10 protein-coding genes are annotated in these 13,250 nt (G+C 71.5%); 5 read left to right on the forward strand and 5 right to left on the reverse strand.

Annotation, left to right across the window (positions count from 1 at the left end; all coding sequences use genetic code 11):
* Positions 1 to 7 precede the first annotated feature (7 nt).
* Genes narI through AB0F81_RS38900 form a run of 4 tightly spaced genes read right to left on the reverse strand, consistent with a single transcriptional unit; the run spans position 8 to position 6,574 of the window.
* Positions 8 to 733, reverse strand: a complete 726-nt coding sequence (gene narI / locus AB0F81_RS38885; RefSeq protein WP_360206180.1) for a respiratory nitrate reductase subunit gamma — start codon at positions 731 to 733, stop codon at positions 8 to 10.
* Entirely contained in the window at positions 730 to 1,320 is a 591-nt protein-coding gene (gene narJ, locus AB0F81_RS38890) for a nitrate reductase molybdenum cofactor assembly chaperone (protein ID WP_360206182.1), read from the reverse strand. Before narJ ends, narI begins: the two co-directional genes overlap by 4 nt.
* Positions 1,317 to 2,954, reverse strand: coding sequence for a nitrate reductase subunit beta (gene narH, locus AB0F81_RS38895; protein ID WP_360206185.1), 1,638 nt, complete (start codon positions 2,952 to 2,954; stop codon positions 1,317 to 1,319). Before narH ends, narJ begins: the two co-directional genes overlap by 4 nt.
* Entirely contained in the window at positions 2,954 to 6,574 is a 3,621-nt protein-coding gene (locus AB0F81_RS38900) for a nitrate reductase subunit alpha (protein WP_360206188.1), read from the reverse strand. The genes narH and AB0F81_RS38900 overlap by 1 nt, the downstream gene beginning before the upstream one ends.
* Positions 6,575 to 6,804: 230 nt before the next feature.
* On the opposite strand from AB0F81_RS38900, the gene AB0F81_RS38905 reads away from it, so the two are divergent.
* On the forward strand, positions 6,805 to 8,013 hold the full coding sequence (locus tag AB0F81_RS38905; RefSeq protein ID WP_360206191.1) for an MFS transporter: 1,209 nt from the start codon (positions 6,805 to 6,807) through the stop codon (positions 8,011 to 8,013).
* On the opposite strand, the gene AB0F81_RS38910 is transcribed toward AB0F81_RS38905, so the two are convergent.
* The gene (locus tag AB0F81_RS38910; protein WP_360206194.1) at positions 7,997 to 8,488 is read right to left on the reverse strand and encodes a MarR family winged helix-turn-helix transcriptional regulator; all 492 of its coding nucleotides are present in this window, start codon (positions 8,486 to 8,488) and stop codon (positions 7,997 to 7,999) included. The two genes, AB0F81_RS38905 and AB0F81_RS38910, sit on opposite strands and share 17 nt — an antisense overlap.
* A gap of 97 nt (positions 8,489 to 8,585) precedes the next feature.
* Between AB0F81_RS38910 and AB0F81_RS38915 the strand changes: the two genes are divergently transcribed.
* From AB0F81_RS38915 to AB0F81_RS38930, 4 genes are all read left to right on the forward strand, one after another.
* The gene (locus tag AB0F81_RS38915; RefSeq protein ID WP_360206196.1) at positions 8,586 to 9,221 is read left to right on the forward strand and encodes an NAD(P)H-dependent oxidoreductase; all 636 of its coding nucleotides are present in this window, start codon (positions 8,586 to 8,588) and stop codon (positions 9,219 to 9,221) included.
* Between the two features lie 52 nt (positions 9,222 to 9,273).
* The gene (locus AB0F81_RS38920; protein WP_360206199.1) at positions 9,274 to 10,569 is read left to right on the forward strand and encodes a sensor domain-containing protein; all 1,296 of its coding nucleotides are present in this window, start codon (positions 9,274 to 9,276) and stop codon (positions 10,567 to 10,569) included.
* Positions 10,521 to 11,165, forward strand: a complete 645-nt coding sequence (locus tag AB0F81_RS38925) for a response regulator transcription factor (protein ID WP_360206202.1) — start codon at positions 10,521 to 10,523, stop codon at positions 11,163 to 11,165. Before AB0F81_RS38920 ends, AB0F81_RS38925 begins: the two co-directional genes overlap by 49 nt.
* 83 nt (positions 11,166 to 11,248) lie before the next feature.
* A partial coding sequence (locus AB0F81_RS38930; RefSeq protein ID WP_360206205.1) for an MMPL family transporter occupies positions 11,249 to 13,250 on the forward strand: 2,002 nt, incomplete at its 3' end.

Consider the following 13,250-nt stretch of genomic DNA (forward strand, 5'->3'; position numbering starts at 1 on the left):
GGGCCTTTCAGGTCATCGGGGGGCGTTCCCAGCCGGGGCGCGCCGGGCGCAGGCCGGGTCGGGGGTCACGGGAGCGGTAGACGACGTACGGCCTGGTCAGATAGCCGACCGGGGCGCTGAACGCGTGGACGAGCCGGGTGAACGGCCAGAACGCGAACAGCGCGAAGGCCGCGATGATGTGGATCTTGAACGAGGCCGGGACGGCGGCCATCAGCGCCGCGTCCGGCTGGAAGTAGAACAGCGACCGCAGCCACGGCGACACCGTCTCCCGGTAGTCGTAGCCGCCGCCGGCGATGTTCGCCCGCACCGTGGCCCACAGCCCGAGCACGATGACCGCGGCCAGGACCAGGTACATGGCCTTGTCGTTCTTCGTGGTGGCGGCGAAGACCGGCCCGGTGAGCCGGCGGCGGGCGATCAGGATCGCCATGCCGATCAGCGTGCACAGCCCGGCCACGGTGCCCACGAACACGGCCATCAGGTGGTACGCGTGCTCGCTGATCCCCACCGCCTCGGTCCACGACTTCGGGATGAGCAGGCCGATGACGTGCCCGACCAGCACCATCAGCACCCCGAAGTGGAACAGCGGGCTGCCCCACCGCAGGATCGCCGACTCGTAGAGCTGCGAGGAGCGGGTGGTCCAGCCGAACTTGTCGTAGCGGTGCCGCCAGATCGTGCCGCCGATCAGCACCACGATCGACAGGTACGGGTAGATCACCCAGAGGAATTCGTTCACCGGTTGCTCCCGAACGGTTGCAGGCCCACCTGCTCGGCCGGCGGACCGGTTTGGGCCAGGTGGGCGGCGGCGGTGAGGTCCCCGGTGCTCGGGGCGGGCAGCAGCGCGCGGATCGCCTCGACCGCGTGCCGGTAGACCGACCGGTCCCGCTCCAGGGATTGACTCAGCAGGTCGAGGCCGACCCGGTTGTCGCGCAGCAGCCGCCATCCGGCGTCGTCGGCCGCTGCCAGATCGAGCACGGCGGGCAGGTAGTCGGGCAGTTCGCCGTCCACCACCTCGTACCCGGCGGTTTTGAACGCGGCCGCGAAGCCGGCCAGGGCCTCGCCGCGTTTGCGGGTGTCGCCGCAGGTGTAGTAGGTCAGGTGCAGGCAGCAGCGGCGGCGGAAGTCGAACAGCTCCACGTACTCGGCGCGCAGCCGCGCCGGGTCGGTCGCGGCCCGGTGACCGGCCAGCGGGGCCAGCTGCCGCGCCGCCCCGGACGGCATGGCGGGCAGGGCGTCGGCGATCAGCGGCAGCGCGGCGAGGACCCCGTCGTCGGGGTAACGCAGCAGCAGCGACGCGGCCCGCGCGGCGACCGCGGCGTTCACGACTCGTCCTTGGGCGGCGGGAACATGCCCTCCGGGCGGCCCTTGCCGTCCCAGTTGAGCAGGTTGAGCCGGCGGGGCTCGTCGGCGGTCTGCCGGTCGCGCAGCATGTGGAAGGTCTCCACCTGCACCGGGACCGGGGTGCCGGACGCCTCACCGAACGGGCCGGTCTGGTACATGCCGGGGCCGCCGTCGTACTCCAGGGAGCACTCGGTGCCGAGCTGTTCGAGGCGGTGGGCGTCCTCGGCGTGCGCGGCCGGGATGACGTAGCGCTGCTCGTACTTGGCGATGGCGAGCAGGCGGTACATGTCGTTCATCTCGTCCGGTGTCATCCCGACCGCGGCCGGGATCGAGTCGTCGGGTTTCTCGCCGAGGTTGATCCGCCGCTGGTAGGCGCGCATCGCGGCGAGTCGGTTCAGGACGTCCCGGACCGGGGCGGGGTCGCCGGCGGTGAACAGCCCGGCCAGATAGTCGACCGGGATCCGCAGCGCGTCGACGGCGCCGAACAGGTTGTGCGGGTCCTCGCCGTCGTGCCCGGTGTCGCGCAGCACGTCCACCACCGGGGACAGCGGCGGGATGTACCAGACCATCGGCATGGTCCGGTACTCCGGGTGCAGCGGCAGCGCCACCTCGTACTTCATGATCAGGTCCCAGATCGGGGAGCGGCGGGCCGCGTCGATCCAGTCCTCGGGGATGCCGGCGGCCAGCGCGGCCCGGGCCACGGCGGGGTCGTTCGGGTCGAGGAAGACCGAGCGCTGCGCCTCGTACAGATCGTGTTCGTCCTTGACGGCGGCGGCCTTGGCGACGGCGTCCGCGTCGTAGAGCATGAGGCCGATGTAGCGCAGGCGGCCGACGCAGGTCTCCGAGCAGATGGTGGGCTGGCCGATCTCGATGCGGGGGAAGCAGAAGGTGCACTTCTCGGCCTTGCCGGTGCGGTGGTTGAAATACACCTTCTTGTACGGGCAGCCGGTCACGCACATCCGCCACCCGCGGCACCGGTCCTGGTCGACCAGCACGATGCCGTCCTCGGCGCGCTTGTAGATGGCGCCGGACGGGCAGGACGCGGCGCAGGACGGGTTGAGGCAGTGTTCGCAGATGCGGGGCAGGAAGAACAGGAACGCCTTCTCGTACTCCTGGCGTACCTGATCGCTGACCTGCTGGAGCACCGGATCGCCGGCGGCGATCTCGTTGCCGCCGCCGAGGGAGTCGTCCCAGTTGGCCGACCAGGTCACCTTGGTGTCCTCGCCGGTGAGCAGCGACTTCGGCCGCGCCACCGGCAGGTCCTCGCCGGCCGGCGCGGTCAGCAGGTGCTCGTAGTCGTAGGTCCACGGCTCGTAGTAGTCCCGCATGGCCGGCAGTTTCGGGTTGGCGAAGATGCCGAACAGTTTCTTGATCCGGCCGCCGGCGCGCGGCTTGAGCCGCCCGGTCCGGGTCCGCACCCAGCCGCCCTGCCACCGGTCCTGGTCCTGGTAGGTGCGCGGGTAGCCCTGGCCGGGCCGGGACTCGACGTTGTTGAACCACACGTACTCGACGCCGGAGCGGTTGGTCCACGCCTGCTTGCAGGTGACCGAGCAGGTGTGGCAGCCGATGCACTTGTCGAGGTTCATGACCATCGCGGTCTGGGCCATCACGCGCATCAGTACTCCACCTCCTGCGAGCGCCGGCGAATGACGGTGACCTCGTCGCGCTGGTTGCCGGTCGGGCCGAGGTAGTTGAAGGCGAACGACAGCTGGGCGTAGCCACCGATGATGTGGGTGGGTTTGACCAGCAGCCGGGTCAGCGAGTTGTGGATGCCGCCGCGCCGCCCGTTGATCTCGGCTTTCGGCACGTCGATGACGCGTTCCTGGGCGTGGTAGAAGTACACCGTTCCCTCGGGCATCTTGTGCGTCACGATGGCCCGGCAGACCACGACGCCGTTGCGGTTGACCGCCTCGATCCAGTCGTTGTCGCGGACCTTGATCTTCGCCGCGTCGGCCTCGCTCATCCACATCGTCGGGCCGCCGCGGGAGAGGGTCAGCATGATCAGGTTGTCCTGGTACTCGGAGTGGATGGACCACTTCGAGTGCGGTGTCAGGTACCGCACGGTGATCTCGAGTTCCCCGTTGCGGCCCAGCTGGGGCTCACCGAACAGCCGGTGCATGTTGAGCGGCGGCCGGAAGATCGGCAGCGCCTCGCCGGCCTCGTGCATCCAGTCGTGGTCGACGAAGAAGTGCTGCCGGCCGGTCAGCGTGTGCCACGGTTTGAGGCGTTCGACGTTGATGGTGAACGGTGAGTAGCGGCGCCCGCCGGTCTCGCTGCCGGACCACTCCGGGCTGGTGATCACCGGCACCGGCCGGGCCTGGCAGTCGGCGAAGGTGATCTGTTTGCCCTCGTGCTCGGCGGACAGGTCGGCCAGCTTCACCCCGGTGCGTTTCTCCACGTCGTGGAAGCCCTCGGTGGCGACCCGGCCGTTGGTGGTGCCGGAGAGGGCGAGGATCGCCTCGCACGCGTGGATGTCCGTCGCCAGCGAGGGCCGGTCGCCCAGCACCACGCCGTTCTTGCGCCGCAGGTAGTCGATCTCCGGTTTGACGTCGACGGCGACGCCCTTGGTGGCGGTGCCGAGTTTGTCGAGCAGCGGGCCGAGCGCGGCGAGTTTGTCGGCGACCGCGCCGTAGTCCCGCTCCACCACCACGATCTTCGGCATGGTCTTGCCGGGCACCGGCACCTCACCGGTGGCCTGCCAGTCGTGGACCCGCCCGTACGGGGTGGCCATCGCGTCCGGCGTGTCGTGCAGCAGCGGCGCGGCCACCAGATCCCTGCGTACCCCGAGGTGGGTCTTGGCGAGCGCGGAGAAGTGCCGGGCCAGGCCGTGGAAGATGTCGAAGTCGGTCCGGGTCTGCCAGGGTGGGTTGATCGCCGGGGTGAACGCGTGGATGAACGGGTGCATGTCCGTGGTGTTCAGGTCGTGCTTCTCGTACCAGGTGGCGGCGGGCAGCACCACGTCGGAGAGCAGCGTCGTGGAGGTCATCCGGAAGTCCAGGCTGACCAGCATGTCGAGCTTGCCCTCCGGGGCCTGCTCGGTCCACCGCACGTCCCGCGGCCGGTGCTCGGGTCCCGCCTCGCCTGCGCGCAGGTTCGAGCCGGTGCCGAGCAGGTGCTTCAGGAAGTACTCGTTGCCCTTGGCCGACGAGCCCAGGATGTTGGCCCGCCACACGGTGAACACCCGGGGCCAGTTCGGCTCCGCGTCCGGGTCGGTGGCCGCGAACTTCAGGGAACCGGAGTGCAGCGCCTGCGCGACGTAGGAACCCGGGTCGTCGCCGGCCTCGTCGGCCAGATCGAGCGGGTTGCGGTCGAAGGTCGGCATCGACGGCATCCAGCCGAGCCGCGCCGACTGGGCCAGCAGGTCCATGGTGTGCTTGCCCGCGAACAGGCCGCTGCCGGTCGGCGACGACACGGTGTCGGCGGAGTAGGTGTCGTAGCGCCACTGGTCGGTGTGCGTGTACCAGTACGCCGTGCTGATCATCTGCCGCGGCGGGCGGACCCAGTCCAGCGCGAACGCCAGCTGCTGCCAGCCGGTGACCGGCCGGCACTTCTCCTGGCCCACGTAGTGCGCCCAGCCGCCGCCGTTCACCCCCTGGCAGCCGGTCAGGGTGACCAGCGCCAGGATGCCCCGGTACGTCGCGTCGCCGTGGAACCACTGGTTGACGCCCGCGCCGAGCAGGATCATCGACCGTCCGCCGGAGCGTTCGGCGTTGTCGGCGAACTCGCGGGCCACCCGGGCCACCTGCGCCGCCGGAACCCCGGTGATCGGCTCCTGCCAGGCCGGGGTGTAGGGCGTCGCCGCGTCGTCGTAGCCGGCCGGCCACTGCCCGGGCAGCCCCGGCCGGGCCACCCCGTACTGCGCGAGCAGCAGGTCGAAGACGCTGGTCACCAGCTTGCCGGCGACGGTACGGGTGGGCACCCCGCGGCGCAGCACACCCGGGGTGTCGGAGTCGAAGCGCGGCAGCTCCACCTCCACCGACTCTCCGGTCTCCAGGCAGGTCAGGGCCGGCTCCACCGCGCCGAGGTCGAGGTTCCACTCGCCGGGCTCGCCGAAGCGGTGCCCGAGGCTGCCGTGGGGCACCGCCGGTGCGCCGGTGACCGAGTCCCACAGCACCGTCTTGAACGGCGACTGCCCGCCCAGGTCGGCGTCGGTGAGGAACTTGCCCGGCCGGTACGCCCCGTCCGCGCCCGGTTCCAGGGTGATCAGGAAGGGCAGGTCGGTGTACCGGCGCACGTAGTCGACGAAGCGCGGGGTGCGCCGGTCGACGAAGAACTCCTTGAGGATCACGTGGCCCATCGCCATGGCGAGGGCGCCGTCGGTGCCGGGCTGCGCCGGCATCCACTCGTCGGCGAACTTCACGTTGTCGGCGAAGTCCGGGCTCACCACGACGACCTTCTGGCCGCGATAGCGGGCCTCGGCCATCCAGTGCGCGTCCGGGGTCCGCGTCACCGGCACGTTGGAGCCCCACATCAGCAGGTAGGACGCGTCCCACCAGTCGCCGGACTCGGGCACGTCGGTCTGGTCGCCGAACACCTGCGGGGAGGCTACCGGCAGGTCCGCGTACCAGTCGTAGAACGACAGCATCGAGCCGCCGATCAGGCTCATGAAGCGGGCGCCGACCGCGTGCGACACCATCGACATGGCGGGGATCGGGGAGAACCCGGCGACCCGGTCCGGCCCGTACTCCTTGATCGCGTGCACGTGGGCGGCGGCCACCATCTCGAGGGCCTCGTCCCAGTTCACCCGCACCAGGCCGCCCTTGCCGCGGGCCTGCTGGTAGGCGCGGCGCCGCTGCGGGTCGTTCTGGATGTCGGCCCACGCGGCCACCGGGTCCCCGAGCCGCTGCCGCGCCTCACGGAACATCTCCAGCAGGACCCCGCGAGCGTACGGATACCGCACGCGCGTGGGGGAGTAGGTGTACCAGGAGAACGCCGCGCCCCGGGGACAGCCGCGCGGCTCGTACTCCGGCCGGTCGGGGCCGGCGGTGGGGTAGTCGGTCTGCTGCTGTTCCCAGGTGATGATGCCGTCGCGGACGTAGACCTTCCACGAGCACGACCCGGTGCAGTTGACGCCGTGGGTCGAGCGCACCACCTTGTCGTAGGACCACCGGTCGCGATAGAAGGCGTCCGCCTCCCGGCCGCCGATCTGGTAGAGGGCCCGGCCGTCCGGGGACACCTTCGCCCGGCGTACCAGCCCTCCGACCTGCAGTAACGCTTGCTCGGCTCCGTTGGCCATCGAGCCCGCTCCCGAAGTAGGTGACCTCGATCTCACATTTGTACGGGCTCGTGGACCACGCAACTCGAATGGCGGTTTTGGTGCCGAAGAACCCAGGAAAACAGGCCGAAAGTCCCGACCGCCGGCATGCGGGCCCTCGGGGCGGGTACAAAGTCCCTACCTGGTGAGCAGCCATTCCGGGACCGTGAGTCCTGACGACCTGGCCTCGACTTGTCTCAGCGGAGAATCTGATGAGCACATCCCCGGCGACACCTCGCCGCGCGAACCTCATGCTGGCCCTCGCCACCATCGGGTTCGCAGTCAACTTCTGGGCGTGGGCGCTGCTCAGCCCGCTCGCGGCGAAGTTCCAGGCCGCGCTCGACCTGACCTCGTTCCAGCAGGCGCTGCTCGTGGCGGTGCCGGTGGTGGTCGGCTCGGTCGGCCGGATCCCGGTCGGGGCGCTGGCCGACAGGTTCGGCGGGCGGATCATGTTCCCGCTGGTCTCGCTGGTGACCATCGTCCCGGTGCTCTACCTGGGGCTGTTCGGTCACGACGCGCTCGCGTCGCTGCTGATCGGTGGCTTCTTCCTGGGCATCGGCGGCACCGTCTTCGCCGTCGGCGTCCCGTTCGTCAACGCCTGGTTCCCGCCGAACCGGCGCGGCTTCGCGATCGGCATCTTCGGCGCCGGCATGGGCGGCACCGCGGTCAGCGCGCTCACCACCGTCAAGCTGGTCGACGCGGGCGGCACCGCCACCCCGTTCGTGCTCACGGCGGCCGTGCTGGCGGCGTACGCCGTCGTGGCCTGGTTCGTGATGCGCGACGCGCCCGATCGGCCGGTGCCCACCGCGCCGCTCGCGCAGCGTCTCGGCGCCGCCCTGCGGCTGAGGATCACCTGGCAGGCGTCCGCGCTCTACGCGGTCGCGTTCGGCGGCTACGTCGCGTTCTCGGTCTACCTGCCCGCCTACCTGAAGACCGCCTACGGCCTGACCCAGGCCGACGCCGCCAACCGGATGGCCGGTTTCGTGGTGCTCGCGGTCATCATGCGCCCGGTCGGCGGCTGGCTCTCCGACAAGGTCCCGGCCACCCGTGTGCTGGCCGTCTCGCTGAGCGTGGTCGCGGTCGGCGCGCTGGTGCAGGCGTTCACGCCCGGCCTCGCTCCGCTCGGCACGATCGCCTTCCTCTCCATGGCGGCCGCGCTCGGCGCCGGCAGCGGCGCCACCTTCGCCCTGGTCGCCCAGGTCGCCCCGGCCAACCAGGTGGGCGCGGTCACCGGCATCGTCGGCGCCGCCGGCGGCCTCGGCGGCTTCGTGCCGCCGCTGGTGATGGGCACCATCTACGGCCAGTTCCAGTCGTACGCCCTCGGCCTGGCCCTGCTTGCGGTGGTGGCTCTGGCCGCCCTGCTGCTGGACGTGCTGTCGGTCGCCCGCCGGCCGGCCGGTCTGCTTACTTCAAACAACTGAGCAGGTGTGGCGCGGCCGCCGTGATCAGCTGGTGGCTGATCTTCTCGAGCTGAGCCACCTGCTCCGGACTGAGCGCCTCGAAGACCAGTCGCCGGGCCTCGCGGACGTGGCCCGGCGCAGTCCGCTCGACCATCGCCATCCCGGCGTCGGTGAGGACCGCGACCACGCACCGGGCCTCGTGGGGGGTCTCCACGTTGCGCCGTTCCACCCAGCCCTGCCGCTCCAGCCGGCTGACCGCGTGCGAGAGCCGGGAGAGCGAGCCGGCGGCCAGGTGGGCGAGGGCGCTCATCCGCACCGACCGGTCCGGCGCGTGGGAGAGCGAGGAGAGGATCTGGTACTCGAAGAAGTTGATCCCGGCGTCCCGCTTGAGCTGCGCGTCGATGGCCGGCGGCAGGCTCATCAGCACGGTGGTGAGCGCCATCCACGCGTGCCGTTCGCCGTCGGACAGCCAGGGGACGTCTGTGGGATCGCTCACGAGACAGCACGATACTCGACCTTGGCACTTGAACATTCAACACAACGGTGCCATTCTCGTGTTGAACATTCAAGTTCGCTGCCTGACAGGGAGAATCATGGCTGTCCTGCGTATCGACGCCAGCATCCAGGGACCGCGTTCCGCGAGCACCGAGCTCGCCGACCTGGTCGAGAGCGAGTGGGCCGCCGCCCGTCCCGGCACCGAGTTCGTGCGGCGTCACCTGGGCGCCGAGCCGCTGCCCGCCGACGCGTGGGCCCACGCCGTGCACGCCGGTTACCTGCCTGCCGAGCAGCGCACCGACGCCCACCACGGCGCCGTCAGCCTGGCCGGTCAGCTGGCCGGCGAGCTGCGTGCCGCGGACGCGGTGATCCTCGCGCTGCCGCTCTACAACTACGGCATCTCCCAGCACGCCAAGGTCTGGATCGACCTGGCCATCGCCGGCGGCGAGCTGGGCGAGCGCCTGCTCGACGGCAAGCCGGCCGTCGTGCTCACCACCCGCGGCGGGGCGTACGGCCCCGGCACCCCTCGCGAGGGCTGGGACCACAACACCGACTACCTGCGCCGCGTCGTCGCCGACATGTGGGGCGCCGACCTCACCCTGATCGAGCGCGAGTTCACCCTGGTCGGCGTGAACCCGGCCCTGGACGCCTTCACCGAGGCCGCCGAGCTGATGCGCAAGACCGCCCACGAGGCCGCCGCCCAGGCCGGCCGGGTGCTGGCCGCCCGGCACTGAGGGGTCCTGGCACCCCTGACTCGGTGGCACGCCGTCTCTAAGAATGAGCGGTGTGGACAGAGACATCTCGCAGGTGCTCAAGGACCGGGCCGTGACCGCGGTGCGCGGTCTGCTGATCGCGGTGCTGTCGCTCTCGGCCAACATCACGCTCTTCGCGCTCATGGTCACCGCGACAGCGCTGATCCCGGTCCTGGGCATCGGCATCGTGGCGCTCCCGCTGGTGGTCGTCGCGGTGCGGTGGCGAGCGGAGCTGGAAAGACGGCTGGCCGGGTGGTCCGGCGTGCACATCGCCACGCCGTACCACCCGATCCCGCAGAACGCGCCGCTCGGCTCGTGGCGGCGCTTCCGGGCGGTGGTGAGCGACCCGGCCACCTGGCGTGACTTCGCCTGGCTGCTGCCCGGTGCGATCATCTCCGGAGTCCTCGGCATCCTGGCCTTCGCCCTGCCGGTCTACGGCCTGGAGGGCGCGCTGTTCGTCCCGGTGCTGCTCTACGGCGTCCTCGACTGGTACGGCTACGGCGCCACCTGGCCGCTCGACGACCTGCCGACCGCGCTGTCCACCGTCCCGCAGGGCCTGTTCCTGCTGCTCGTGGGACTGGTCGCCGGCCCGTTCCTGCTGCGCGCCGGCTTCCACTTCGGCCGGCTGCTGCTCGCCCCGACCGCCGCGTCGGCCCTGCGGCAGCGGGTCGCCACCCTGACCACCAGCCGGGCCGACACCGTCGACGCGCAGGCCGCCGAGCTGCGCCGGATCGAACGCGACCTGCACGACGGCGCCCAGGCCCGCCTGGTGTCGCTCGGCATGAACATCGGCCTGGCCGAGGCGCTGCTGCACCGCAACCCGGACGCGGCCGAGAAACTGCTGGCCGAGGCCCGCGAGGCGAGCGGGCAGGCGCTCGGCGAACTGCGCCAGGTGGTCCGCGGCATCCTGCCGCCGGTGCTGGCCGAACGTGGCCTCGGCGGCGCCGTGTCGGCGCTCGCGCTGACCGTGGCCGTCCCGGTCGAGGTCGACGTCGACATCCCCGGGCGGCTGCCCGCGCCGGTCGAGTCGGCGGCCTACTTCTGCGTCGCGGAGATGCTCGCCAACATTGTCAAGCACAGCGGCGCCCGGCAGGCCCGGGTGGGCATCCGCCACCACGACGGGCTGCTCAGCATCCGGGTCACCGACGACGGCGCCGGCGGCGCCGACCCGGAGGGCGGCTCCGGCCTGCGTGGCGTGCAGCGAAGGCTGGCGGCCTTCGATGGAACAATGACGGTCACCAGCCCTCGGGGCGGGCCGACCGTTGTGACCATGGAGCTGCCGTGCGCGTTGTCATCGCCGAAGATCTCGCCCTCCTCCGCGACGGACTGACCAGGCTGCTCACCGCCTTCGACCACGAGGTGGTGGCCGCGGTCGACAACGGGCCGGCGCTGCTGCCGGCCCTGCTGGAACACAAGCCGGACATCGCGATCGTCGACGTCCGGCTGCCGCCCACCTTCACCGACGAGGGGCTGCGCGCCGCGGTCGCCGCCCGCGCGCGGATCCCCGGCCTGCCGGTGCTCGTCCTCTCCCAGTACGTCGAGCAGCTCTACGCCCGCGAGCTGCTCTCCGACCGTGCCGGCGGCGTCGGATACCTGCTCAAGGACCGGGTCGCCCACGTCGAGCAGTTCCTCGACGCCGTGCAGCGCGTCGCCGACGGCGGCAGCGTCATGGACCCCGACGTGGTCGCCCAGCTGCTCGCCCGCCGCGCGTCCGACCAGCCGCTCAAGGGGCTCACCCCACGCGAGCACGAGGTGCTCGGTCTGATGGCCGAGGGCCGGTCGAACGCGGCCATCGCCGCCCGCATCTTCATCACCGAGAAGGCCGTCAGCAAGCACATCAACAGCATCCTCGCCAAGCTCGGCCTGCCGCCGTCGGAGGACGACAACCGCCGCGTCATGGCGGTCCTGGCGTACCTGCGCATCTGAAGGTGGTGCCAGCACCACCAGGGTGGGGTTCCTGCACTCCTGAGTTCCACGGCCGCTCGCCGTTGGATCGAAGCATGACCTGGATGAAGTACGTACTGGTGGCGCTCTGGTTGGCCGTGCTGGCCGCCGTCACACCGCTGGCGTTGTCGCTCGGCGACGTGCAGAACAACGACACCCTCGGCTCACTGAGCGACAGCGCCGAGGTCAGCCGGGCCGAGGCCCGGGCCGCGCAGGCGTTCCCCTCCTCGGACGCGCCGGTCGCGGTGGCCGTCTACGTCCGCGACACCGGGCTCACCGGCGCCGACCGGGCCCAGGTGGAGGCGGACCGGCAGGCGTACCGGGAGCACGCCGAGGGCGGCGTGGTCGCGGAAGCCTTCCCGAGCGCGGACGGCAAGGCGGTCCTCGTCTCGTTCACCGTGGACGGCTCGCTCGACGACGTGCGCGAGACGCTGTCGGACGGGGCGGGCGGGATGCGTACCGCGCTGACCGGCTCCGCGGCCGCCGAGACCGACGTCTTCGACGCCTTCGAGGGGCTCGACGTCACGCTGCTGATCGCCACCGGCGTCGCGGTCAGCGTGCTGCTGCTGATCACCTACCGCAGCCCGGTGCTGTGGCTGCTGCCGCTGCTGACCGCCGGCATCGCCAGCCAGCTCGCCTCGGCCATCGTCTACCTGCTGGCCAAGCACGGCGGCCTGGCCGTGGACCTGCAGAGCCAGAACATCCTGACCGTGCTCGTCTTCGGCGTCGGCATCGACTACGCCCTGCTGATCGTGGCCCGCTACCGCGAGGAGCTGCGCCGGCACGCCGACCGGCACCGGGCCATGGGCGTCGCCCTGCGCCGCTCGCTGGGCGCGCTGGTGGCCTCCGCCGCCACGGTCATCGCCGGGCTGCTCTGCCTGCTCGCCGCCGACATGCCGGAGACCCGGGGGATCGGCCCGATCGGCGCGGTCGGCATCGCCTGCGCGCTGCTGGCCATGACGACGCTGCTCCCGGCCGTACTGCTGATCTTCGGCCGCTGGGTGTTCTGGCCGTTCGTGCCGCGCTACACGCCCGGCGCCGCCGCCCACGACACCACCGGCGACCACCGGGTCTGGGGCCGGGTCGCCGCGTTCGTCGGCCGCCGCCCGCGCCAGATCTGGATCGCCAGCCTCGCCCTGCTGGCGCTGCTCGGCACCGGCGTCGCCAACCTCGGGCTGGGGCAGCCGGCCGAGGAGTCGTTCACCACCGAGGTCGGCTCGGTCACCGGCCAGAAGATGATCAGCGCGCACTACCCGAGCGGTGTGGTCGCCCCGGTCGAGATCGTGGCCGCGGCCGGCGCCGCCGAACCGGTGGCCGCGGCGGCCCGCGCCATTCCCGGTATCGAGGAGGTGACCGCCCCGCAGACCTCGCCCGACGGCCGGTGGGTGCGCATCGACGCGGTCCTGGCCGACGTGCCGGACAGCGACGCGGCGATGTCCGCGGTTCGCGAGCTGCGCAGCGCCGTACACGCGGTGCCGGGCGCCGACGCCCTGGTGGGCGGCGACACCGCCTACCAGATCGACCTGGAGGACACCGTCAACCGGGACAACCGGATCGTCATCCCGCTGATCCTCGCGGTGGTCCTCGCCATCCTGATCCTGCTGCTGCGCGCCCTGGTCGCGCCGCTGCTGCTGATGGCGAGCGTGGTGCTGTCATTCGGCGCGGCCCTGGGCGTCGCCGGGTTCATCCTGACGGCGATCGGCTACCCGAACCTGATGATCACCCTGCCGCTGCAGGTGTTCCTCTTCCTGGTCGCCCTCGGCGTCGACTACACCATCTTCCTGATGACCCGGGCCCGCGAGGAGGCCGGCCGGATCGGGCACCGCCCCGGCGTGCTGCGCGCCCTGACCGTGACCGGCGGGGTCATCACCAGCGCCGGCCTGGTGCTGGCCGCCACCTTCGCCGCGCTGAGCCTGCTGCCGCTGGTCCCGTCGCTGCAGATGGCCGTGATCGTCGCGGCCGGCGTGCTGATCGACACCTTCCTGGTGCGCAGCCTGCTCGTGCCGGCGCTCGCCCTGGAACTCGGCGAGCGGACCTGGTGGCCGGCCCGCCTGCCGCAGCGGCCGG

The organism is Actinoplanes sp. NPDC024001 (genome assembly GCF_040638955.1).
Classification (GTDB): domain Bacteria; phylum Actinomycetota; class Actinomycetes; order Mycobacteriales; family Micromonosporaceae; genus Actinoplanes.

What these genes read in the sequence shown, in the direction of transcription:
- narH (WP_360206185.1), bottom strand. Translation starts at nt 2,954, where the DNA reads ATGCGCGTGATGGCCCAGACCGCGATGGTCATGAACCTCGACAAGTGC.
- AB0F81_RS38900 (WP_360206188.1), bottom strand. Translation starts at nt 6,574, where the DNA reads ATGGCCAACGGAGCCGAGCAAGCGTTACTGCAGGTCGGAGGGCTGGTA.
- AB0F81_RS38905 (WP_360206191.1), top strand. Translation starts at nt 6,805, where the DNA reads ATGAGCACATCCCCGGCGACACCTCGCCGCGCGAACCTCATGCTGGCC.
- AB0F81_RS38915 (WP_360206196.1), top strand. Translation starts at nt 8,586, where the DNA reads ATGGCTGTCCTGCGTATCGACGCCAGCATCCAGGGACCGCGTTCCGCG.